Consider the following 23,964-nt stretch of genomic DNA (forward strand, 5'->3'; position numbering starts at 1 on the left):
ATCTCATTATTAAATTAGCCCGTAATAAACAACTAGCTGTAAACATATAAGTGAAAATATCCCTGCCAGAATATCGTCAACCATAATGCCAAAGCCACCTTTTACATGTTTATCGAGCAGTGTGATCGGCCAAGGTTTAACAATATCGAAAAAGCGGAATAAGATAAAGCCAACCAGTAAGGTTTGCCACGAAATCGCTGCGCCAATCATGGTGATATAAAAACCCGCCACTTCATCCCAAACAATGGCAGGGTGATCATGTACGCCAGCATCGCGGCTTGCAACGTCACAAAACCAAATACCAATAGCGCAAATTGCAATCGCAACAACCAACTGTAGCCACAGCGGCGCCATCATGGTAAGGAAAATAAACGGAATTGCCGCTAAGGTACCAAAGGTGCCAGGTGCTTTAGGCGCCAGCCCTAAACCAAAACCCAGCGCACAGAAATGTGTAAATTTTTTTAAGTTAAATTGTGCCACGCACACTCCGATTATTCTGCATTAAAGTGCTCAAAGCCACATTGCGTTAATGTTAACGGTTTACCTTCAAGCGTCAATTCAACCTTACCAACATTATTATTGATTTGACCGATACACGACAAAGCAACGCCATACTGTTTGAGCGTCATTTCAACTGTGGTACGACGTTCTTCCGGTAACGTGAATAGCAGCTGATATTCATCACCATAGGTTAAGGCATAATTAAGCGCTGACTCTAATGGCAATACGTCTTTTATTGTTGCCGCCAGTGGGATATTTTCAGCAAACAATTTTGCGCCAACGCCCGACATCTGACAAATATGGCCGAGATCGGCAATTAAGCCATCCGAAATATCAATACAACTGGTTGCTTTGCCACGTAACATTTGCCCTGCTGCAACTTGCGGTGTGGGGTAATCAAACGCTTTATTGGCATTGGCAAACTGCTGCTCAGTAAGCGATACTTTGCCATACTTGCTATCAATTGCGAGCCCTGCATCACCTAAAGACCCCGTAACAAACACCCAATCACCATTTTTTGCACCACCGCGTGTTAACGCACAGCCATTTGGCACAAAACCTTTGGCACAAATACTAATGGTTAATGGACCTTGTGTAGTGTCACCACCGACAATTTGCACATTATAGTACTCAGCAATTTCATGCATTCCTTGGGTAAACTGCTCAAGCCATCTTGTCTCGGCGTTTGGCAGCGTAAGCGCCACAGAAATCCACGCTGGCTCTGCGCCCATTGCAGCTAAATCACTTAAGTTTACGGCAAGTGCTCTGTAACCGAGTGCTTTTGGGTCAATATCTTTAAAAAAGTGAACACCTTCAACAAGGGTGTCTGTGGTCACGGCTAATTGACAGTTTTCAGGAACGTTTATCAGTGCTGCATCATCACCAATGCTCAATGAGACATCTTTACGTGCGACACCGCGGCCTTTGAAAAAGTGAGAGATTAATTCAAATTCTTGCATGCACAAAAAAGCCGGCCTAAAGCCGGCTCTCCAATTATTTCTTTCTAAGCTGATTCTGGGTCTTATCTAGCACCCCATTCACAAACTTATGGCTATCTTCAGCAGCAAATAGTTTTGCCAGCTCAATACCTTCATTGATAGCAACTTTATAAGGTACGTCTTCGCGGAACTTAAGTTCATAACAAGACAGACGCAAAATCGCTTTCTCGATTAAATCGATTTCTTCAAAAGGACGATCTAAATGCGGCGTAACAGCTTCATCTAGTGCCTTATGATTGACTGCAACACCACGTGCTAAGTCTTTAAAATAATCCACATCAATTTTGCTTACATCGTTTTCAACAAGCATTTGTTGTTCGATATCTGCAACCGGATTACCGCTTACTTGCCATGAATAAATTGCTTGTAACGCCAGTTTACGAGCTTTACGTCTAGCTGCTGGTTTCATTAAGTACCCTTAAATTTGTTCTAACAGGTTAACCATTTCTAGCGCACCTAAAGCAGCTTCGCCACCTTTGTTGCCCATTTTGGTGCCCGCACGCTCAATTGCTTGCTCGATGTTTTCAGTTGTTAAAACACCAAACGCTACAGGAATATCGTAGTCTAGCGATACACTTGCTAGGCCTTTATTTGACTCATTAGCAACTAAGTCAAAGTGCGGCGTACCACCACGAATAATCACACCAAGTGAAATGATTGCATCAAATTCTTTCTTTGCTGCGATGCGCTTAGCTGCTAGAGGAAGCTCTACAGCACCCGGCACATAAACAACGGTAATATCGTCGTCATTTACATCACCAATACGCTTTAAGGTATCAACTGCACCATCAAGTAAGCTTTTACCAATGAAATCGTTAAAGCGAGAAATAACGATAGCAAACTTTTTCCCTTGAGCGTTTAATTTACCTTCAATCACTTTCATTTTATGCCCTTCTCTTTGGCTAATTCATTTATCGCGCAATCGCAAAGGCGCGGATTTTATCATACTAAATTAAATTTTTTTAGGCTTATTTTTAGGCTTGTGGTTGAGCCTATTGCGGCTCAACGTATTCCACTACTTCTAAGCCAAAACCTGAAATCGCATGGTACTTCTTCGGCATGCTCATTAAGCGCATTTTATGAATGCCTAAATCAGCCAAAATTTGTGAGCCTACGCCTACGGTGCGCGATGTACCTTGGAACTTTCGCACGCTCGGGCTTTCGCCTTTGTCTTGTGCTTCAAACGCTTTAAACAGGTGTTCAAGTTCTTCTGGGTTTTCGTGTTTCGCTAAAATAACTAATACACCGTTATTTTCAGCGATGTACTTCATCGCACCTGACAGTGTCCAGCTGCGATCGGATGCGCGATCTGACAATAAAATATCGTTAAACGTACTTTGTAAGTGAACACGTACTAAGGTTGCGTCATCTTCTTTTACATCACCTTTTTTCATTGCGTAATGAAGTTGACCGTCAATTGTGTCTTTATAGGTCACAAGGTCAAACTCACCGTGTTCAGTTGGCAATTTACATTCTGCTACACGTTCAATAGTGGCTTCATTTAAGTTGCGGTATTCAATTAAATCCGCAATGGTACCCATTTTTAAACCGTGCTCTTTAGCAAAAATTTCTAAGTCTGGACGGCGCGCCATGGTGCCATCTGGATTGAGTATTTCAACGATCACTGAAGATGGCTCGCAGCCTGCTAAGCGCGCTAAATCACAACCGGCTTCTGTGTGTCCTGCACGAGTCAATACACCACCCGGTTGCGCCATAATTGGAAAAATGTGACCTGGCTGTACGATATCTTCAGGTACCGCACCCTTTGCCACTGCAGCTTGTACTGTGCGTGCACGGTCTGCTGCTGAAATACCCGTTGTTACACCCTTTGCCGCTTCAATCGACATGGTAAAATTGGTAGAAAACTGTGCGCCGTTATTGCTTACCATTAGTGGTAAGTTAAGTTGTTGGCAACGCTCTTGTGTTAGCGTTAAACAAATCAAACCACGGCCATGTGTCGCCATAAAGTTAATTGCATCGGCACTGATGTGCTCAGATGCCATAATTAAGTCGCCTTCATTTTCACGGTCTTCGTCATCCATCAGAATGACCATTTTGCCTAGACGGATATCTTCAATAATTTCTGCTGCAGTGTGTAAGCCCATTTTGTTACCTTTGCTTGCGACTGGTTATCGATTCATAAAGCCAGCTTGCGCTAGAAGCTCATGAGTGAGAGAACTGGTTGGTTTTGCATCTTGCTGTGGCATCATTAAACGCTCCAAATAACGTGCGAGCTGATCCACTTCTAAATTCACTTTGCTACCTACTTTAAAGCCACTAATCGTGGTTTCGCCTGCTGTGTGCGGCACAATGGTTAGCTTAAATTCGTTGTCGTTTATTTCGTTTACCGTAAGGCTAATGCCATCAATGCAAACCGAGCCTTTATACGGGATATACTTGAGTAATTGCGCTGGTGCACAAAGCCAATAATCGGTTGCACGGGCATTGGCTTCAATACGGGTTACGGTTGCAATGCCGTCTATATGCCCAGAAACTAAATGACCGCCTAAACGCGATTGTGGCATTAACGCTTTTTCAAGGTTAACGGTTTGCCCAACTTGGTAGCTTTCAAAGTTGGTTAACGATAGGGTTTCTTTTGATACATCGGCTACATAGCCGTGGCCTGTTAAAGCAATAACCGTTAGACATACGCCATTGGTTGCAATGCTGTCACCTAATTTAACATCAGCCAAATCAAGTTTGCCTGAGTTAATGGTAACGCGCATGTCGCCAGCAATCATTTCAATTGCCGCAACGTTTCCGGTTGCTTCTATAATGCCTGTAAACATATTAATTTCTTTTTACTAATGCATGTAGACAGATATCCTGTCCAACTTGCTTGAGTGTGTTTATTTCAAGTTCAGGGACTTGAGACATGGTTGTAAATGTTGGCAAGTTAATCAAGCTCTTACTACTGTGCCCCATCAATTTAGGCGCCATAAACAGAACAAGTTCATCGACCAGCTGCTGTTCAAACATTTTACCTGCCAAGGTTGCGCCCGCTTCTAACAGTACTAAGTTAACGCCGCGCTCGGCTAATAATAACAATAAAGCGCGTAAATCTACTTTGCTATTGTTTTGCTCAACCACTACTTGTTCAACAAAATGCGGCCAAGTGTGCGATTTATCAAGTGTTGTACGTGCAATAATTATTTTAGATGGTTGCTGAAATAACGCGAGATCCGGCGTTAGTCGATTTTGCGAATCAATAATCACGCGGATTGGCTGGCGAGTACTGTGTTTTGCATCAGTATCTGTCAATTCATCAGGGCGGACATTTAATTTCGCATTATCGACAATAACGGTATCTGCCCCTGACAGTACCGCACAACTTTCTGCCCGTAAATCTTGCACTGCGCGGCGCGATTCACTACTGGTAATCCATTTACTTTCACCATTTTCAAGTGCCGTTTTGCCATCAAGGCTTGCCGCTAATTTACAGCGTACAAAAGGCAAGTTGGTGCGCATGCGTTTTAAAAAGCCCAAATTGAGTGCTTCGGCTTCATCGTTTAATAAGCCAAAATCGGTTTCGATTCCGGCATCTTCGAGCATTTTTAAACCGCGACCTGCGACTTCTGGGTTTGGATCCACCATAGCAGCGACAACTCGGCTAACGCCTGCTTTAATTAGGCCTTCAGCACATGGCGGCGTGCGACCATAATGCGAACACGGTTCTAGCGTGACGTACGCGGTTGCCCCTTTAGCATTGTCACCTGCCATTTTCAGTGCATGCACTTCGGCATGAGGACCACCTGCTTGAATATGAAAGCCTTCACCGATGATTTGATTATCTTTAACTAAAACGCAACCTACGTTGGGGTTAGGCGTGGTGGTAAATCGACCGCGTTTAGCAAGCTCGATAGCGCGCGCCATATATTTGTGATCACATTCAGAAAAGCGATTGTTGTGCATCAGATTACTCACCTAAGCGTGCGATTTCTTCGCCAAATTCTTTAATGTCTTCAAATGAGCGGTAAACAGATGCAAAACGTACGTAAGCAACTTTATCGAGTTTTTTCAGCGCTTCCATAATAAATTCGCCGACCGTTTTACTGTCAACTTCGCGCTCACCTGTTGCACGCAATTGCGATTTAATTTGGTGTACTACTTCTTCTACTTGTTCTGTACTGACAGGGCGTTTTTCTAGCGCACGATGCAAACCATTGCGAAGTTTATCTTCATTAAACGGTTCTCGGCTGCCGTCTTGCTTGATTACGCGTGGCATAACAAGCTCAGCACCTTCAAAGGTAGTAAAACGTTCGTGACATTCATTACATTCGCGACGGCGGCGAACCTGATGACCACCACCTACTAAGCGTGAATCGATAACTTTGGTGTCATTGGCTGTACAAAAAGGACAATGCATAAACAACTCTCGAAAGAAAAAAGGCCGCAAAAAAGCGGCCTTATCATATCATGTTAACAATGAGAAAACATTATGCGTAAACAGGGTGTTTCGCACAAATTGCTTTTACTTTCTCACGTACTTCATCTTGTACTTTTGTATCTTCGATGTTGTCTAGCACATCACAGATCCAGCCAGTTAACTCTTTTGCTTCTGCTTCTTTAAAACCACGACGCGTGATTGCAGGAGAACCGATACGCAGACCAGACGTTACAAACGGAGAACGTGGGTCGTTTGGTACTGAGTTTTTGTTAACTGTAATGTAAGCATTACCAAGTGCTGCGTCCGCATCTTTACCTGTGATATCTTTGTTGATTAAATCAAGTAAGAATAGGTGGTTGTCTGTTTTACCAGAAACAACGTCGTAACCACGTGCTTTAAATACTTCAACCATAGCTTGCGCATTCTTAACAACTTGTGTTTGGTATGCTTTGAACTCTGGCTCTAGTGCTTCTTTAAATGCAACCGCTTTAGCAGCGATTACGTGACATAAAGGACCACCTTGACCACCTGGGAATACCGCAGAGTTTAACTTTTTGTAAATCTCTTCGTCACCACAGTTAGACACGATTAAGCCACCACGAGGACCCGCTAGTGTTTTGTGTGTTGTTGTCGTAACCACGTGTGCAAATGGCACTGGGCTTGGGTATACGCCTGCAGCAACAAGGCCAGCAACGTGTGCCATATCAACTAGAAGGTAAGCACCTACTTTGTCTGCGATTTCACGGAATTTAGCCCAATCAACAATACCTGAGTATGCTGAGAAACCACCGATAATCATTTTAGGCTTGTGCTCTAGTGCTAGCGCTTCAACTTGTGCGTAGTCGATTTCGCCAGTTTCTTCGTTTAGGCCGTACTGAACTGCGTTGTACGTTTTACCTGAGAAGTTTACGTGTGAACCGTGAGTTAGGTGACCGCCGTGTGCAAGGCTCATACCTAAAACTGTGTCGCCCGGCTGAAGTAACGCTTGGAATACTGCCGCGTTTGCTTGCGAACCCGCGTGCGGTTGCACGTTTGCGTAATCTGTACCGAATAATTCGTTAGCGCGATCAATTGCTAATTGCTCAACAACATCAACGTGCTCACAACCACCGTAGTAACGCTTGTAAGGGTAACCTTCCGCGTATTTGTTAGTTAACTGAGAACCTTGTGCTTCAAGTACACGCGGGCTACAGTAGTTTTCAGACGCGATAAGTTCGATGTGCTCTTCTTGACGCTGCTTTTCTTTTTCCATTGCGCCAAATAGTTCTGGATCAAAATCCGAGATATTCATGCTACGTTCTAACATGGTTACTCCTAAATAGAAGATGGTTGTGGGATAAAGGGCGTATTGTACGCTTAAAAAGCGCCCTTGCCTACTTTGTATATGTGAAGTTATTTAAACAGGGATTGAAAATTTTTCACAGTGTATTTTTAATGATATTTTTAAATCGAAATATAAATATTTAAAATACAACACAAACCATTCATTAAATTTAATTATGCAACTACCAGTGTTTGCCTAATGATACAAAAAAGCTGGATTCGCCATCGTCGGTTGCGCCAAAACCAAATGCAGCTGGGCCAAAGCGTGTATCGGTGCCAACAAACAAGCTGCTGGCAAAAATAAGCTCAGATAAATCGACGCTTTGTTGAATATCCCACACATTACCTACTTCAGCACTCACACCAAGGTAAAGTGGCATGCTGGTCATATTAAGCATATCGCGTCCTAAATCGTATTGATAAATCACTGCGCCAAACGTTTTTTTAGGACCGTTTAACACGTTTTTGCCATAACCTGATAAGTTTAAAAAACCACCCAAGCGCTCAGTATTAACGGTAAATGTACCGTCTGATTCATAACTGGTATACGATGCTGTGCCAACTAAGCCGTGGTGGCGAATAGAAAAAGCGCCGCGCCAATCAATTTTGTATTTACTGGCATAGCGACTGTCGATTGGGTCCAGGCGATCATCGTACGCTTCTTTAAAACGCCCATAATAAACACGTAGTCGATTACCTTGGGTTGGAAAACTAATGCTATCTAAGGTGTCATACATCAAACTGCTGTAAAACCCCGTTTGATCAAAGGGGAATTTATCATTTATCAATGATTTTTGTTCAAGTTCGCCTACATCACGTATTGTGCCAAACTCAAATCGCCAAAAATTGTTAATGTTGTAACCGAGCGCCAAATTACCACGTAGGTGATTCTTTTCTAAATCAAAGTACGCTTGCGTTACCGTTTGTAGCTTGTATCTGTCTTTGATAAACGCGAGGCGAGCACTCGCATAATAGTCATCTTCTGCGTTTAGTGGTTGATAAAATTCGGTCGCGATATACTCTTCAAAACCAAGCGAGATCTCATTGCGCCAAAGCCCTCCATAGCGATTAATATTGCCGCGCGTAAACGCCATATCAATTGAGAGCACCGAGTTTACTGTCACGTCACTTTGATAATTAGCGCCAAAATCTAAATAGTTTGGCCCCCACGATTTACCAATTGTTTTTAATACCAACACTCGCCCTTGCTCGGTATCTTTAAACTCGGTTTCAACACGCTCAAATTCATTGAGCGCATAAACGCGATTTACCGCCTGCTGCACATCATGCTCTGACGGAGTGTCTCCTAGGTTAATCGAAAAGTGTTTGAGTATCAATTTATTATTTACATCTGACAAATTATCCAACGAAATCGCAAGTACTGGGTTATAAATTGGCTGAAACCACACTTGGCTGCGCTCGCGCTTAGCGACTTGATACGCCTCAAATGCACTCGGTGAAATAGCTAAGGATTGCAGTTTTGGTTCTGCGATTTTTGCAGCGGCAAGGCCGCGCACTAATGACTCTTCTAAATCAGCCCAGTCAGTGGTGCTTAAGTCATCAATGTCAGGGCGAATATAAATGTCCTTTTCACTTAGCAAACGTTTTTGCCATTGTGTTGAGGCATTGGTCAAAATGGTAGAAAGCTGGCCAAGTACTTCCATGGTTGATGTGAACTCATTCGACTGAGCAAGTGATGCACCTATATCTACGGCTATAATGACATCTGCGCCCATCTCTTTTACTACGTCAACCGGCAAATTATTGGCGATACCACCATCAACCAGCAAGCGACCATCAATTTCGGTCGGCTGCACAGCCCCGGGTACCGAAGCCGAAGCTTGCATTGCTTCAGCAATACTACCAGATGAAATTACCACGGCTTCACTGGTCGATAAATCGGTCGCAATTGCGCGATATGGGATTGCCAGCTGGTCAAAATCATCGAACAAATGCACTGAACGGGTGGAGTTTCGCAATAAACGACTCATACTTTGCCCGACAAGCAAACCTTTAGATGAGCGCAATGCACCGTCACGAATACCAAAATTCAGCTGTAGATTATATTTATCGCGTAACTCTTTATCCCGATAGCGTAATACTTCTCTTGGGATATCATCTGAATAGCCTTGGTTCCAATCTTCATTAAGCATAAATTTTTCAATTTCACTTGCTGAATATCCCAAGGCATACATGCCCGCAACATAAGCGCCAATGCTGGTACCTGCGATATAATCGATTTTTACATTATTGGCTTCAAGTACCTTTAACACGCCAATGTGCGCGCCGCCTTTGGCGCCGCCACCACCGAGCACTAAACCTATTTTTGGCTGATTCGATGCACTCAGTTCAAAACTCATCAATATTGAACAAAATAAAAGGTAAAGAGAGGTTTTATTAAGCGCAGGCATAGGTAAGCAATTACTATTATTTTTATGTGACTTTACCTTAACTTAACAGAATGACATTTTAAATCTACTACGACATTGAATGCCCCCATTTATCACACTACAATATGCAGCAATTACATTATTAAAATCACTATAGGATTATTCATGCCTTTACCGGATAAGTTTATCTACACGATGCATCGTGTAAGTAAAGTAGTGCCGCCAAAGCGTACTATTTTAAAAGATATCTCGCTTTCATTTTTCCCTGGCGCAAAAATTGGTGTGCTTGGTTTAAACGGTGCAGGTAAATCTACCTTGCTTCGTATTATGGCGGGTGTTGATACCGAGTTTGAAGGTGAAGCGCGCGCGTTCCCTGATACAAAAATTGGTTACCTACCACAGGAACCTGTACTAGACGAAAACAAAACAGTACGTGAAACAGTTGAAGAAGCGCTTTCTGAAGTGACGAATGCCCTTGCACGTTTAGATGAAGTTTACGCTGAATACGCAATGGACGGCGCGGACTTTGACGCATTGGCAAAAGAGCAAGGTGAACTTGAAGCAATTATTCAGGCGCACGATGGTCACAACCTAGATAATGCACTAGAGCGTGCTGCCGATGCACTTCGTTTACCAGAGTGGGACACGCCAATTAAAGTACTTTCAGGTGGTGAGCGTCGTCGTGTAGCGATTTGTCGCTTATTACTTGAAAAGCCAGACATGCTATTACTCGACGAACCAACTAACCATTTAGATGCTGAGTCAGTAGCTTGGTTAGAGCGTTTCTTACACGATTACGAAGGCACCGTTGTGGCGATTACCCACGACCGTTATTTCCTAGATAACGTGGCAGGTTGGATTTTAGAGCTAGACCGTGGTGAAGGTATTCCGTGGGAAGGTAACTACTCATCATGGCTTGAGCAAAAAGATGCACGTTTGAAGCAAGAAGAAAAAGCGGAAAAAGCACGTCAGAAATCAATTGCGCAAGAACTTGAGTGGGTGCGTTCAAACCCGAAAGGCCGTCAGGCTAAATCGAAAGCACGTATGGCGCAATTCTCAGAACTACAACATTCTGATTATCAAAAGCGTAACGAAACTAACGAGCTATTTATTCCACCAGGTCCTCGCCTAGGTGATAAAGTACTAGAAGTAAATAACATCAAAAAAGGCTACGGCGACCGTGTACTAATTGATGATTTAAGCTTCTCAGTACCAAAAGGTGCAATCGTCGGTATTATCGGTGCTAACGGTGCTGGTAAATCAACCTTATTCCGTATGCTAGGTGGTCAAGAAACACCAGATGCAGGCTCATTTGAACTTGGTGAAACCGTTGAACTTGCAACAGTTGACCAGTTCCGTGACGATTTAGATGGTTCAAACACCGTATTCCAAGAATTATCTGAAGGCCAAGACGTATTGAAAATTGGTAACTTTGAAATTGCTAGCCGTGCTTATGTATCGCGCTTTAACTTCAAAGGTAACGACCAGCAGAAATACGTGAAAGACTTATCAGGTGGTGAGCGTAATCGTCTTCACTTAGCCAAGCTATTAAAAGCTGGCGGTAACATGATCTTACTCGATGAGCCTACCAATGACCTCGACGTTGAAACACTACGTGCACTTGAGAATGCCATTTTAGAATTCCCAGGTTGTGTAATGTGTATCTCGCACGACCGTTGGTTCCTTGACCGTATTGCTACGCATATTCTTGATTACCGTGATGAAGGTCAAGTTAACTTCTTCGAAGGTAACTACACCGAATACGAAGCATGGCTTAAGAAAACGCTTGGTGCAGAAGCGGCGCAACCTAAGCGTATTAAGTACAAGAAAATCGGTTAATTGGTTTTCACACAATACAAAAAAAGCCCGCACATTGCGGGCTTTTTAATGCATAAACGTTATTAACGTTTTAGCACAGCTTCTGGCTGATTAAGCAATTTTATTAGTGGGTTTTCATCAAGCACTTTCTCTTTTAAGAAGTAACCAATCACTAAACCAACAACAAAACCACCGATGTGCGCACCATAATCAACGCCATCTTGTAATACAATTAAACCGAAAATATTAATTGCTATCCAAATTGCAAAGAACCACACCGCGCTCAGTTTCTTTTGATAGATAACAAACATAAAGGTTAAGCTAGCGTGTCTAAACCACATTAAGTACATGCCAAATAATCCTGCGATTGCACCACTGGCACCAACTGATGGAATATTCGGATCTTGCGACATAACTAAGCTAAACAGCGATGCACCTATGCCACATATTAAATAATACATAAGGTATTTTTTATGGCCGAGCGCATCTTCTAAGTTATCGCCAATAATGTATAAGAAATACATATTTCCGACTAAATGCATCACAGAGCCATGTAAAAAGACGCACGTTAATAGAGTCCAAATCTCTTGGCCGTTGTTAACATCTGCAGGTCTCAGTGCAAAGTTTTCTAAGACAAATTCAAAGCTTTCGATGTTAAAGAAATACGCACAGAAAATCAGAATATTAATCGCAATTAAAGACCAGTTTACCCAAGGTTTTGACTTGGTTTTTAAGTTATATTCCACTGGCATTTGCGTTAAAAATTGGAATAAGTAGGTTTTCCAAGATACTTTTTTATTTAGTTCATCAAGTGCACCGCGTAACTCAGGACTGTTCTCCACTGACGTAAGTTCGTCTTTATCAATCCAGCTACCATCACACTTACGACAAATATCCAGTTCAGTTTGATAATCTTTTAATAAGTGCACCGCTTCCAAATGGCTGCCGCAATCAGGGCAGTTTAATTCTGTGCTACCTTGAGGCTCACCAAAGTGATGGCTATAACATTCGCCAATCGGGCCGTCATTAATCTCTTCAATCATGCGATTAACTTGGTTTTTCTCAAACCACAAACCGCCGCACTGACGGCAAACATCAATTTCTTCACCGCAATAATGGGTAACTTCTAGTGCTACATTAACGCACTTTGGACAACGTTTGGTCATGGCTCATTACTCTCCTTTTAATACGCCAATTTGAATATCTTCTTTCGCTAACAAGCGTTTTAGCTCATCAGCACTGTCTTTAAGTTTTAACAGCGGGCCATTTTTGAAATATTCCGTTTGTTCTAACAATAATTTTGATGCATGGCGTGAACCAATGGCCCAGCGACCTACCTGATCGATGGTGCGGTCGGCTTTACCATAAAAGCGGCGCACTTCAGAAAGAATTTCACTCGGCGTTTCCAAAGTAGTGGGATTGTACTTCATGGTTTGCCAAACGTATTTGTCGAGCATTGGGCGCTGCTCTGTAATCACTACTTTTGGCGGGCTTTTGGCGAGGACTTTTGCGTACGTTTCAATTTCTTTAACCGCGTCATCTAATTCATCGTATAACGACATGCGCAGATAATAGTTATCTTCCATTTTGCTTAACGTATCGAATTTTAGCGCTTGTTCAAGACCGCTTTGCGCAGCTAAATATACACCAACAATTGTCGATACAATCATAAACGCCTGATTTAACCAAAATCCGGTTTTTTTCAATTCACCGTGATCAATCTTTTGTTTTTCAGCGTGTTCTGGCATTGTTTTTCCCTTTAAAAATAAATTCCATAAGTGGCGCCCGCTATTTAAACATATCAGCATGAAAATATTTAATATTTTTTGTTAATCGGCTATGCTTTAAAGATGACGATAAGGAGCGCTCCTAATGCAAGAACGACGACATTTCACTCGAATTATTTACCGCACGCCTGCAAAATTAACTTTTATGGGCGTAGAGTATAACGCTGAAATCCTTGATTTATCGCTTAAAGGTGCACTTTTAAATAAGCCTGATAACTGGCCTACTGCGTGCGATCTTTCGCATCACGCCAAGTTAGTGTTTCAACTTTCTAACAGTGATATTGCGATTGAGATGCTGGTGTCGCTGGCACATGTTGAAAGTGACCAATTGGGGCTACGCTGTGAGCAAATTGAAATTGACAGTGTGACGCATTTAAAACGTCTTATCGAACTCAATATGGGAGATGAAGAAGAGCTTTATCGTGAGCTTGAGCATTTATCGGTGTTAAACGATTAGACGGTCTCAATATCGCAGCAAAAGTTAGCTGCATGTAATGTGTTTAAAATCGCAGCCTCGTTTTGAGATCACTAACACGCGCTAAAGCGCGTTTTCTATTTATTGTGAGCTTGAAGCTTATTCGCGCAAGTCATTTTTAGCATTGCCACTTCCTCCTTTGTTAACCTTTTTGTCATCAAATATAGCCAAAACAATTTTTATATTTATTGCGACTGTATAGGTTTAACACCTTTCACAGCCAGTACAACCCCTACCGCCATTATTACCTATTAAAAAGCGCACCCTTATACACTCTTTAATCCTGCAAATATTGAATCATTATTTTCATTAAAAACGTGGAGTGTTGAGAGTTTGACAGCGTTGCAATTACACTCATTAAGCGGTACGCCTTAAAAGACGAAAGACTTTATGATTATTGACGCTTATACATTTACGATTGAATTAATTGATAATCATTATCATTTTTATTGACTTGCAATTCTGCGCAGTATAATCTTACCAACATGTAAACCTAGCAGGGAAAAACCATGGAAGTTATTTTGATTGCTTTTTCATTTATTACGGTAATTATTGCAATGTCGTGCTATTTCAAAAGTAACCAATGCGCTGAAAGTATTCGCTTTGATAGCAATAGCCCGATTGGTCTTTATTGGTTGCTGGCGGTCGTATCGTCTGCACTAGCCCTATTTACAGCAGTTACAGCGTTAGGCGTATATGAAGGAACCCTTGCTTGGTTATCAATTCACACATTGATTTTAGTGCCTGTCTTATTGTTCTCCCCGTTCAAACTCTCACAAGATAAGCCGCAATAAAAAATAGCGCCATTTGGCGCTATTTTTTGGTACTCGATTTGTCAATACAACACAGAAGCTTACTCTTGAAAGTAAGTGCCCCAGCCATCGTATTCCACACCAGCTTTTGCAGCAAGATCGATAAGTTTATCTACATCTTCAAGAATAAGTTCTGCGTCAAGTTCACATTCAACTACAACGTCAAAGCCCCAAATTTTGCTGCCATCTTCTAATTCAAGTTCAGCTGGGTCTTCCACGTCAAAACCAAGTTTGAATGCAGCAAGTGCCGCTTCTTCTAACTTATCAAAATCTTCACATACAAAGTGGTGCTCTACTTCGTACAGTTTGTCTGGGTTTGAACCGTCTTCTAATAACGACTCAACAATGTCTTCACTTATTTCGCGCCAGTTTTCCACAATCGCTCTCTACTTTAGCATCTAGCTGTTCAATTTTACTCTGCATCATAGCATGAATTCGCTTTGCGTGCTCTCTTGCCGATACATCCTTTTCCAACGAAATCGGATCAAGTAATTCAACGTAAATGGTTGGATTAGCCCAACGATTTAAGTTAATACGCCCTGTTGTTGTACTCATACAAACAGGCACAACCTCCACACCGGCTTGCATAGCGGTGTGAAACGCGCCTGTTTTAAATGGTAATAAACCACGGCCATAACTGCGCGTACCTTCAGGGAATAACCACACAGAAATCTTATCGTTTTTAATTTTTGATGCGGCCTTATCAATTGTGCCTTTTGCTTTCGATTTATTATTGCGGTCAATTAAAATATTGCCTGACAACCAATACAGCTGGCCAAAAAATGGAATAAAGCGAATGCTTTTTTTACCAATACTTACGGTATTTTCTGGTACTGCATTTGTAACCGTAAACAAATCATAGTTATTTTGATGGTTAGATACATAGACGTAGGATTTATTTTTATCCAGTTTGTCTAATCCCTTCACTTCAACTTTTGCGCCCAATAACACCTGCATGCTGCCATACCAAGAAGCAAAACGATGAACATGGTTGCGGTTAAACGGCATCACTAAACACAATAGCAAGCCAAAGATCGCACTAAAAAAGATAAAAATCGCAAGTAGTACTAAGCGAACAGCAAATATCAAAATAACGTCTCCAATAACTAAGCGCGCCATTATACGAATTTTAGCTAACATGTGTAAGCTAAAATACACGGTTTACAAAAAAACCAGCCCCATATTGAGACTGGTTTTCGTTATTTTAACGCTTTTCGACGCAAAGAAGCACTAATCTTCGCTATTTTCCGCATCAATAGCATCGTCGATCAATTCTTGTGCGGCAGTAAACTCAACTTCCATTAAATCTACACGCTGTAAACCACGCGGTAACTTATTACCACGTCTGCCACGCTCGCCGTAGTAATGTTCTAAATCACTTGGTTTTAACGTTAGTTTACGCTTACCTGCATGTAACGTAACAGATGCGCCATCTGGCACAATGCCCAGCACTTTAACAAACTCTTCTCGCGATTTAACACGGGCACTCGGAATGGAAATGATCTTATTTCCTTTACCTTTACCTAGTTTTGGCAAATCACGAATTGGGAAGATCAGCATGCGACCTTCGTTGGAGATTGCTAAACAGCGATCTGTCGTAATGTCGTGAATTGGCTGTGGTGTCATTAATAATGCAGCTTCTGGAATCGTTACCAGTGCTTTACCGTTCTTATTTTTACTCACCAAGTCGTTAAACTCGGTAATAAAGCCATAACCTGCATCTGATGCCATCAGGAAGTTGGCTTTTTCTTCACCCATAACCACGTGTTCAAGGTTCGCTCCAGGTGCCACATTAAAGCGCCCTGTCATTGGTTCACCTTGGCTACGCGCAGAAGGTAAACTATGGGTATCGGTTGCAAATGCTCGGCCAGAGCTATCTAAGAATACACTAGGCTGATTGCTGCGCCCTTTAGCAAGAGACTTAAAGCTGTCACCTGATTTATAACTCAGGCCTTCCGCGTCAATATCATGGCCTTTAGCAAAACGTGCCCAGCCTTTTTCAGAAAGCACAACAGTAACGCTTTCTGATGGCATTAAGTCTTTTTCACTTAAGGCTTTAGCTTCACCGCGCTCAACTACAGGCGAACGACGGTCGTCACCATAAAGCTCAGCGGCTTCTTGAATTTCTTTTTTCAGTAACGTCGACATACGACGCTCTGAGCCAAGGGTTAATTCAAGCTTATCGCGCTCTTTGGCAAGCTCGTCTTGCTCACCGCGAATTTTCATTTCTTCTAATTTAGCAAGATGGCGAAGTTTAAGTTCTAAAATTGCTTCCGCTTGCGTTTCAGTGATACCAAAACGCGCCATTAAAACTGGCTTTGGCTCATCTTCGCTGCGGATAATTTCAATTACTTCGTCGATATTTAAAAAGGCAATCAATAAGCCTTCTAAAATATGTAAACGTGCCAATACTTTGTCTAAGCGGTATTGTAAACGGCGACGAACCGTTTCGCGTCTAAACACTAACCACTCAGATAGAATTGTTTTTAAGTCTTTTACTTGAGGACGGCCGTTTAGCCCCAGCATGTTTAAGTTAACACGGTAGTTTTTCTCAAGGTCGGTGGTCGCAAATAAGTGTGCCATAAGTGGCTCAGCTTTTACGCGATTTGAACGCGGCACAATTACAATGCGCGTTGGATTTTCATGATCAGATTCATCACGTAAATCAGCCACCATAGGTAACTTTTTAGCGCGCATTTGCGTAGCTATTTGCTCTAACACTTTGGCACCAGAGCACTGATGAGGTAACGCCGTAATGACAATATCACCTTGCTCTTCAGTATACACCGCGCGCATTTTGATAGAGCCTTTACCACTTGAGTAGATTTTGCGAATTTCAGCCTTAGGCGTAATGATTTCCGCATCCGTTGGGTAATCCGGTGCTTGTACTAAATCAAGCAGCTCTTCAAGTTCGGTTTTTGGTTTATCCAGTAATATACAACACGCATCAGCCACTTCGCGTACGTTGTGCGGCGGAATATCGGTTGCCATACCTACAGCAATACCAGTAATACCATTCAATAAAATATGCGGTAAACGTGCTGGCAGTACTTCCGGCTCCTTCATGGTGCCGTCGAAGTTTGGGATCCAATCGACTGTGCCTTGGCCTAGTTCTTTTAATAAAACCTCAGAGAACTTAGATAAACGTGCTTCGGTGTAACGCATTGCCGCGAAAGACTTAGGATCATCTGCCGCCCCCCAGTTACCTTGACCATCCACCAGCGGATAACGGTAAGAAAACGGCTGCGCCATCAGTACCATGGCTTCATAGCAGGCGCTATCACCGTGTGGGTGATATTTACCGAGTACATCACCCACGGTACGGGCTGATTTTTTATATTTTGCCGCTGCCGATAGGCCTAGTTCACTCATCGCGTAGACAATACGACGTTGTACTGGTTTCAAACCGTCGCCAATGTGTGGCAAGGCACGGTCTTTAATTACATACATTGAGTAATTTAAATAGGCGCTTTGCGTAAACTGCGCCATTGTTTGTTTTTCTATCCCTTGCATCGCGAGGGTATCGAGATCTGACATGCTCGTTTACCTAAATTTTTTAATGCTAGTTATGAGTTCCATGAATCCGCTTGGTCGCCACTGGTTTCTAACCACTCACGACGATCGCTTGAGCGCTTCTTGGCAAGTAACATATCCATTACTTCCAACGTTTCTTCGTCGCCCTCTAAGCTTAATTGCACTAAGCGGCGAGTATTTGGATCCATTGTCGTCTCACGCAGCTGCATTGGGTTCATTTCACCCAAGCCTTTAAAGCGTTGCACATTCACTTTGCCACGCTTTTTCTCTGCTTCAATACGGTCTAAAATGCCGGTCTTTTCATCTTCATCAAGGGCATAAAATACTTCTTTACCCACATCGATTCGGTAAAGCGGTGGCATTGCTACATATACGTGCCCTTGCTCTACCAACACTGGGAAGTGTTTTACAAACAGTGCACACAACAAGGTTGCGATGTGCAATCCATCGGAATCCGCATCCGCTAAAATACAAATTTTGTGATAGCGTAGATTAGTTAAATCTTTTGAATCTGGATCCATACCAATCGCCACAGAGATATCATGTACTTCTTGCGACGCAAGAATTTGTCCTGACTCGACTTCCCACGTATTAAGAATTTTACCGCGCAGTGGCATTACCGCTTGGAACTCACGATCGCGTGCTTGTTTAGCTGAACCACCCGCCGAATCACCCTCTACTAAAAAAAGTTCGCTGCGCTCGCTCTCTTGCGTGCTACAGTCGGTTAATTTACCCGGTAATGCAGGGCCTGAGGTGATTTTTTTACGAACCACTTTTTTCGCCGCACGCATACGTTTTTGCGCGTTGCTAATACAAATTTCGGCAAGCAACTCTGCAATATCTGTGTGCTCATTAAGCCATAAGCTAAACGAATCTTTTACCACACCCGAGACAAATGCTGAGGTTGCACGTGACGATAATTTTTCTTTAGTTTGACCTGCAAATTGTGGGTCCTGCATTTTGACCGAAAGCACATAACTACAACGGTCCCAAATATCGTCAGGTGTTAGTTTTACCCCACGCGGTAATAAATTGCGGAATTCACAAAATTCGCGCATTGCTTCTAGCAAACCTTGGCGCAGCCCATTTACATGGGTACCACCTTGCGCTGTTGGAATAAGGTTTACATAACTCTCATAAACCCCTTCGCCGCCTTCAGGCAACCATAATACTGCCCAATCCACACCTTCAGTGGAACCGGCAAACTCACCGGTAAATGGTTGTTTCGGTAAGACTTCGTATTCTTTTAACGCGTCAGCAAGGTAATCTTTTAAGCCATCTTCAAAAAACCATTCAATGGTTTCTTTAGTTTGCTTATTGATAAAACGGATTTTCAAGCCAGGACACAGAACCGCTTTGGCTTTTAATAAATGCTTGAGCTTTGATAGCGAGAAATTTGCCGAGTCGAAGTAGCTTGGATCAGGCCAAAAGTGTACTGACGTACCGGTGTTGCGCTTGCCCACCGTACCGACCTCGGTTAAGTCTTGTACCTTATCGCCGTTCTCAAACGCAATTTCATACACTTTTGCATCGCGTCGTACGGTAACTAATACACGCGTTGATAAGGCATTTACGACGGAAATACCTACCCCGTGTAAACCACCTGAGAATTGATAGTTTTTGTTGGAAAACTTACCACCGGCGTGCAATTTGGTAAGAATAAGCTCAACGCCCGGAATACCTTCTTCAGGGTGAATATCGATTGGCATACCACGGCCATCATCGACTACTTCCAGCGAGTTGTCTTCGTGCAGGATCACATCAATTTTCGATGCATGCCCAGCTAAGGCTTCATCCACACTGTTATCGATAACTTCTTGGCCAAGGTGGTTTGGACGTGTGGTATCGGTATACATGCCGGGACGGCGCTTTACCGGTTCGAGTCCATTTAAAACCTCAATGGCTTCTGCATTATAATCTTGTGTCGTCATGAAATGCGGTTCTTTTTATATTAATTATCTTTGATACCTAGCTGCCCTTTTCTGGGTATTTTTTTACTAGGTTTTAGCGCGTTTTTATAGGTTATTCCCTTATCACTATTGTTTTACGATATTTTCAGGAAATCTACAATAACAGGAAAATAACGTTCGAACCCTATAAAGCTGTGATCGCCAGCAAATTCAACGTGCTGACGGCAGTTTTTATAATAATCGACCGCCTGTGAAAAATCTAATACTTCATCACCCATCTGTTGTAAAAGTAAAATCAACTCAGGCTGTGACAAGTTGGCAATGTAAAACTGCTTTAACTGGTCAACATGACGTTCAGTCACATCGTAATAGTAATCTTGATACGGGTTGTACTGCGTACCTAGGTAATCATGCATTAGATCAAATGGTGCAACGGCCGGATTAACAACCACCGCTGGCAGTTGATAGCGCTCGGATAAAATAGTCGCAAAATACCCGCCTAATGAACTACCAATCAATTTAGTATTGGCCGTTATTAGCGCTTCGAGCGTCAGCAAAATTTCACGCGGTTCATGGTTTAGTTTTGGTACTAAATACTCAACATCATGATGTTTCGCTAAATACTGACCAAATTGTTGTGCTTTAAATGATTCTGGTGAGCTATTAAAACCATGAATGTATATTACGCGTTGTTTAGCCATACTACCTGAGTGTTTAAACTGCCATTTTGCTGTAATCGTATCATACGAAAGGCAGGACCTAAGTCGACTTGTTGCCAATCGCTGGTATTTTTTTCAAATTGTATCGAGGTGGCGGGCGTAGCAAATACTGCAAACTCGTTAAACAACCAGCTGTAATCGTTATGAACATGTCCATGGATTAACCCTTTCACCTTTTTAAATTGGGTTAATTGTGAAAGCAGTGCTTCACCATTTTCCAACATATGTTTATCAAGATAACCCTGAATAGGAATTGGATGATGATGAGTAAACAGCAAAGCATGCTTAGTATTGTCCGTTAACTCATGTTTTATCTCGTTGAGGTGTGTATCAGTTACACACCCTGCAGGCGTTGGCCCTTTTGAGTTAGCTAATAGCACTTGCCAGTGATCATTTTCCAACACTTTGCTGTCGCGAATGCCATACTGACTAAAAATCTCGCGATAAATATCTATTTCGTCGTGATTGCCCGGTAGCCAAAACAACTTATCACTAAGGCCTGCTTGTTGTACCAATTGAGCAAACAAGTGATATGACGCTTCACTGTGGTCTTGTGTTAAATCTCCGCCAAAAATAATGGCATCGCATTCAATTGATTTAATACACGCCAATGTTTTTGCTAAATTATTTGCGGTATTTACACAAAAATATTCACCATTTGGTTCCGCAAAAACATGACTATCGGTGATATGAACCAGTGTTAATTGCGCTTTATCAAAGTGTTCGCGTTGGCTAAACCATGTCATGATCGGTATCCCAGTGGAAAGTACTACGCCCTTGGTTAATACAGTATTCTAACCAATCTTTTAAAAATGCATTCAATTGATATTTTTCATCTTTTTGATGCATATCAGGGTTTGGGTAACCATAAGCCGGTTTGACCCGTTTGGGATAATATTTACATACTACTTCTGCAACTTTGGCATCGTGATAAACACGCACGTTTAAATCAGGTCGCGTAAATCCTATCACTTGGTGGTCTGTTTGTTTAAGCGAGACTAAATTAGTGTAAGGAGATGCTTCTAATACGGTAAGCGTAAATTCAAAACCACCAACCAATACCTTATTCACCGCCCCTCTATCATTTTCTTTTGGCATCAGGCGGTTTATACGTGCATAGTTTTGCTCACATAAACGAATGTACTTAGGTAAATTTTGTCGATAAGCCTGTGCTAACACGTACGGTACTTCTCTCTTATTGCATCAATATTTAATTTAAGCCACTGCAAGCAAATTACGGTGGCTGCGTTATCCATTTCACCTTCATCAAGTAGTTGAAACGCCTGTTCTACTGGAATTACATGTACCCTAATATCTTCACCTTCTTCAGGTACGCCATAAATGCCACCAGCTTGCGATAAATCCGCTTCACCATAATATAAGTATAAACGCTCTGATGTTCCGCCGGGGCTTGAAAGATACGACAGCATAAACTCAATATTATTAAGTTCTATGCCAGACTCTTCTTTCGCTTCTTTTTTTACCACTGCTTCGTAATCTTTACTGCCATCAGTCATACCTGCAATCACTTCAAGCAACCATGGCGATTTATCATCGTTAAATGCGCCAATGCGTATTTGTTCGATAAGCAGCACCGCATCCAATTTTGGATCATAAGGTAAGACTGCCACTGCATCGCCGCGTTCAAATATTTCTCGCACAATCACATCGGATTGCCCACCGGTAAATAATGCGTGACGAAAGTGATATTCATCAATTTTAAAAAAACCGTTAAAAGTGCGCTTTTTCGCGACGATTTCTACGTCTGATTGCTTGAATTTTGTAATTTTGGCCATATAAAAGGTGATTAATTAGTTTAAAATCTATTCGATAATCTATCGAATTTTCGGTATTTTAGCTGATAAAGTGAATAAAACGAATTTTTCATATTCTGTTACACTTGAATACTTTGTTTTACTGTATTGTTTTTCTAATCAATAAAAAAACACGCTAAGATGCTTTCAAAAATTGTCTGGGGATGACAACCACTATGAAAAAGAAATTACTATCTGCGCTTGTTGCATTAAGCTGTGGCTTTTCAGTTACACACGCTAATGCAGAAGACCTTATGCAAGTATACGAAATTGCACTTGCAAACGATCCTGTTGTACTAAAAGCAAAAGCAACACGTGATGCACAAGACTACAACACAGACATTGCGATGTCGCGTTTATTACCACAAATTGGCGCATCAATGGGTTATAGCAAAGTTGATGGCGATGCTGGCGATTCTGACACGTTCAGCCGCGGCGTTAGACTAGACCAAGACCTATTCAACTTAGGCTCATGGAAGTCACTAAACATTGCAGAAAAGCAAGCGCTACAAGCTGATGCTAGCTACCGATTAGCACAACAAAACCTGATTGTACGCGTGTCAAATGCTTACTTTAACGTACTAGCACGCCAAGATGATTTAGAGTTTGTGCGCGCAGAAAAGCGTGCGATTGAGCGTCAGTTAGAGCAAACGAAACAGCGTCACGCAGTAGGCTTAACAGCAATTACTGACGTACACGAAGCGCAAGCACAGTACGATAACGCAGTAGCCCGTGAAATTGTAGCACTTAACGATGTTGAAACCGCTCGTGAAGAACTAGGTGAAATCACAGGTAAATATCACGAAAAGCTTAACGCACTTAATACAGACAAATTCTCAACGGTAAAACCAGCTCGTAAGAGCACTGAGTTTGTTGAATCTGCAAAAGAAAACAATATTTCACTGCAGGTATCACGCGTTTCTGTAGATATTGCGAAAGAGCAAATTGAACAAGCAAAAGCAGGTCATTATCCAAAGCTTACGTTATCAGCATCTTATGGTGATAAATTAGGCGAAACAGGTCCACGTGCTGACCAAACAAGTGTTGGTTTAGACTTCACTGTACCGATTTATCAAGGTGGCGGTACACAAGCTGCTGTAAACCAAGCATCTGAGTACTTTGTTGCTGCAAGCCAAGAGTTTGAAAGCGCATACCGTAATGTAAATAAGCAAGTACGTACTTCTTACAACCAAGTAGTGTCAGATATCGCTACTTACCGCGCCCTTGAGCAAGCGGTTGTTTCAGCAGAAAGTGCATTACAAGCAACTGAAGCGGGTTTTGAAGTAGGTACACGTACCATCGTTGACGTATTGCTAAGCACACGTAACTTATATGACGCAAGCCGTAATTTATCTGCGGTACGTTACCGTTACGTTGTTTCTACACTAGGCTTAAAACTTGCTGAAGGTACACTGTCGCGCAGTGATATCGAAGCAATTAACCGCGGTTTAAACTAATCTCGGTGATGTAATGCAACGTGGGAATAAATCAATTCC

General features: G+C 42.2%; 24 protein-coding genes. 4 read left to right on the forward strand and 20 right to left on the reverse strand.

Annotated elements, in window-relative coordinates:
- Window positions 1-9 precede the first annotated feature (9 nt).
- From ACHSBP_RS01745 to ACHSBP_RS01790, 10 genes are all read right to left on the reverse strand, one after another.
- Window positions 10-480: a phosphatidylglycerophosphatase A gene (locus ACHSBP_RS01745; RefSeq protein WP_010561684.1), complete on the reverse strand. Its 471-nt coding sequence runs from the start codon at window positions 478-480 to the stop codon at window positions 10-12.
- Between the two features lie 11 nt (window positions 481-491).
- The gene (thiL, locus tag ACHSBP_RS01750; RefSeq protein ID WP_010561685.1) at window positions 492-1,460 is read right to left on the reverse strand and encodes a thiamine-phosphate kinase; all 969 of its coding nucleotides are present in this window, start codon (window positions 1,458-1,460) and stop codon (window positions 492-494) included.
- A gap of 34 nt (window positions 1,461-1,494) precedes the next feature.
- Entirely contained in the window at window positions 1,495-1,908 is a 414-nt protein-coding gene (nusB, locus tag ACHSBP_RS01755) for a transcription antitermination factor NusB (protein WP_010561686.1), read from the reverse strand.
- Between the two features lie 9 nt (window positions 1,909-1,917).
- Window positions 1,918-2,382, reverse strand: a complete 465-nt coding sequence (ribE, locus tag ACHSBP_RS01760; protein WP_010561687.1) for a 6,7-dimethyl-8-ribityllumazine synthase — start codon at window positions 2,380-2,382, stop codon at window positions 1,918-1,920.
- Between the two features lie 109 nt (window positions 2,383-2,491).
- The gene (ribBA, locus tag ACHSBP_RS01765) at window positions 2,492-3,604 is read right to left on the reverse strand and encodes a bifunctional 3,4-dihydroxy-2-butanone-4-phosphate synthase/GTP cyclohydrolase II (RefSeq protein WP_010561688.1); all 1,113 of its coding nucleotides are present in this window, start codon (window positions 3,602-3,604) and stop codon (window positions 2,492-2,494) included.
- 24 nt (window positions 3,605-3,628) lie between these two features.
- Window positions 3,629-4,288: a riboflavin synthase gene (locus ACHSBP_RS01770; RefSeq protein WP_010561689.1), complete on the reverse strand. Its 660-nt coding sequence runs from the start codon at window positions 4,286-4,288 to the stop codon at window positions 3,629-3,631.
- Between the two features lies 1 nt (window position 4,289).
- Window positions 4,290-5,411 carry a bifunctional diaminohydroxyphosphoribosylaminopyrimidine deaminase/5-amino-6-(5-phosphoribosylamino)uracil reductase RibD gene (gene ribD, locus ACHSBP_RS01775; RefSeq protein WP_010561690.1) on the reverse strand — a complete coding sequence of 374 codons (1,122 nt, stop codon included), beginning with the start codon at window positions 5,409-5,411 and terminating at the stop codon, window positions 4,290-4,292.
- 4 nt (window positions 5,412-5,415) lie between these two features.
- Window positions 5,416-5,865, reverse strand: a complete 450-nt coding sequence (gene nrdR, locus ACHSBP_RS01780; protein ID WP_010561691.1) for a transcriptional regulator NrdR — start codon at window positions 5,863-5,865, stop codon at window positions 5,416-5,418.
- A 70-nt stretch (window positions 5,866-5,935) separates the two neighbouring features.
- Entirely contained in the window at window positions 5,936-7,192 is a 1,257-nt protein-coding gene (gene glyA / locus ACHSBP_RS01785; protein ID WP_010561692.1) for a serine hydroxymethyltransferase, read from the reverse strand.
- 199 nt (window positions 7,193-7,391) lie between these two features.
- Window positions 7,392-9,569 carry a patatin-like phospholipase family protein gene (locus ACHSBP_RS01790; protein WP_395388009.1) on the reverse strand — a complete coding sequence of 726 codons (2,178 nt, stop codon included), beginning with the start codon at window positions 9,567-9,569 and terminating at the stop codon, window positions 7,392-7,394.
- Between the two features lie 195 nt (window positions 9,570-9,764).
- Between ACHSBP_RS01790 and ettA the strand changes: the two genes are divergently transcribed.
- Window positions 9,765-11,438: an energy-dependent translational throttle protein EttA gene (gene ettA / locus ACHSBP_RS01795; RefSeq protein WP_040641993.1), complete on the forward strand. Its 1,674-nt coding sequence runs from the start codon at window positions 9,765-9,767 to the stop codon at window positions 11,436-11,438.
- 62 nt (window positions 11,439-11,500) lie between these two features.
- Here the strand turns inward: ettA and ACHSBP_RS01800 are convergent, their stop codons facing one another.
- Both ACHSBP_RS01800 and ACHSBP_RS01805 read right to left on the reverse strand, forming a co-directional pair.
- Window positions 11,501-12,583 (reverse strand): rhomboid family intramembrane serine protease, encoded by a 1,083-nt coding sequence (locus ACHSBP_RS01800; protein ID WP_395388010.1) that lies wholly within the window; start codon window positions 12,581-12,583, stop codon window positions 11,501-11,503.
- 6 nt (window positions 12,584-12,589) lie between these two features.
- Window positions 12,590-13,165 carry a hypothetical protein gene (locus ACHSBP_RS01805; RefSeq protein WP_010561695.1) on the reverse strand — a complete coding sequence of 192 codons (576 nt, stop codon included), beginning with the start codon at window positions 13,163-13,165 and terminating at the stop codon, window positions 12,590-12,592.
- Window positions 13,166-13,289: 124 nt separating this feature from the next.
- Between ACHSBP_RS01805 and ACHSBP_RS01810 the strand changes: the two genes are divergently transcribed.
- Window positions 13,290-13,661 carry a PilZ domain-containing protein gene (locus ACHSBP_RS01810; RefSeq protein WP_010561696.1) on the forward strand — a complete coding sequence of 124 codons (372 nt, stop codon included), beginning with the start codon at window positions 13,290-13,292 and terminating at the stop codon, window positions 13,659-13,661.
- A gap of 527 nt (window positions 13,662-14,188) precedes the next feature.
- Window positions 14,189-14,473, forward strand: a complete 285-nt coding sequence (locus ACHSBP_RS01815; protein WP_010561697.1) for a hypothetical protein — start codon at window positions 14,189-14,191, stop codon at window positions 14,471-14,473.
- A gap of 59 nt (window positions 14,474-14,532) precedes the next feature.
- Here the strand turns inward: ACHSBP_RS01815 and rraB are convergent, their stop codons facing one another.
- From rraB to nudF, 8 genes are all read right to left on the reverse strand, one after another.
- A complete protein-coding gene (gene rraB / locus ACHSBP_RS01820; protein ID WP_010561698.1) occupies window positions 14,533-14,868 on the reverse strand; it encodes a ribonuclease E inhibitor RraB in 336 nt (111 codons plus the stop codon).
- Window positions 14,843-15,580: a 1-acylglycerol-3-phosphate O-acyltransferase gene (locus ACHSBP_RS01825; RefSeq protein ID WP_395388024.1), complete on the reverse strand. Its 738-nt coding sequence runs from the start codon at window positions 15,578-15,580 to the stop codon at window positions 14,843-14,845. The genes rraB and ACHSBP_RS01825 overlap by 26 nt, the downstream gene beginning before the upstream one ends.
- Before the next feature lie 141 nt (window positions 15,581-15,721).
- The gene (gene parC, locus ACHSBP_RS01830; RefSeq protein ID WP_395388011.1) at window positions 15,722-18,028 is read right to left on the reverse strand and encodes a DNA topoisomerase IV subunit A; all 2,307 of its coding nucleotides are present in this window, start codon (window positions 18,026-18,028) and stop codon (window positions 15,722-15,724) included.
- Between the two features lie 29 nt (window positions 18,029-18,057).
- Window positions 18,058-19,956 carry a DNA topoisomerase IV subunit B gene (parE, locus tag ACHSBP_RS01835; RefSeq protein WP_010561701.1) on the reverse strand — a complete coding sequence of 633 codons (1,899 nt, stop codon included), beginning with the start codon at window positions 19,954-19,956 and terminating at the stop codon, window positions 18,058-18,060.
- Between the two features lie 113 nt (window positions 19,957-20,069).
- Window positions 20,070-20,636: a YqiA/YcfP family alpha/beta fold hydrolase gene (locus tag ACHSBP_RS01840; protein WP_395388012.1), complete on the reverse strand. Its 567-nt coding sequence runs from the start codon at window positions 20,634-20,636 to the stop codon at window positions 20,070-20,072.
- Complete coding sequence (locus tag ACHSBP_RS01845) at window positions 20,618-21,400, reverse strand: metallophosphoesterase (RefSeq protein WP_395388013.1); 783 nt, start codon at window positions 21,398-21,400, stop codon at window positions 20,618-20,620. Before ACHSBP_RS01845 ends, ACHSBP_RS01840 begins: the two co-directional genes overlap by 19 nt.
- The gene (locus tag ACHSBP_RS01850; protein WP_010561704.1) at window positions 21,387-21,833 is read right to left on the reverse strand and encodes a DUF1249 domain-containing protein; all 447 of its coding nucleotides are present in this window, start codon (window positions 21,831-21,833) and stop codon (window positions 21,387-21,389) included. Before ACHSBP_RS01850 ends, ACHSBP_RS01845 begins: the two co-directional genes overlap by 14 nt.
- On the reverse strand, window positions 21,827-22,450 hold the full coding sequence (nudF, locus tag ACHSBP_RS01855) for an ADP-ribose diphosphatase (RefSeq protein ID WP_395388014.1): 624 nt from the start codon (window positions 22,448-22,450) through the stop codon (window positions 21,827-21,829). The genes ACHSBP_RS01850 and nudF overlap by 7 nt, the downstream gene beginning before the upstream one ends.
- Before the next feature lie 194 nt (window positions 22,451-22,644).
- Between nudF and tolC the strand changes: the two genes are divergently transcribed.
- Entirely contained in the window at window positions 22,645-23,925 is a 1,281-nt protein-coding gene (gene tolC, locus ACHSBP_RS01860; RefSeq protein WP_395388015.1) for an outer membrane channel protein TolC, read from the forward strand.
- Window positions 23,926-23,964: the final 39 nt, after the last annotated feature.

This window comes from Pseudoalteromonas sp. XMcav1-K, assembly GCF_044005875.1.
GTDB lineage: Bacteria > Pseudomonadota > Gammaproteobacteria > Enterobacterales > Alteromonadaceae > Pseudoalteromonas > Pseudoalteromonas spongiae.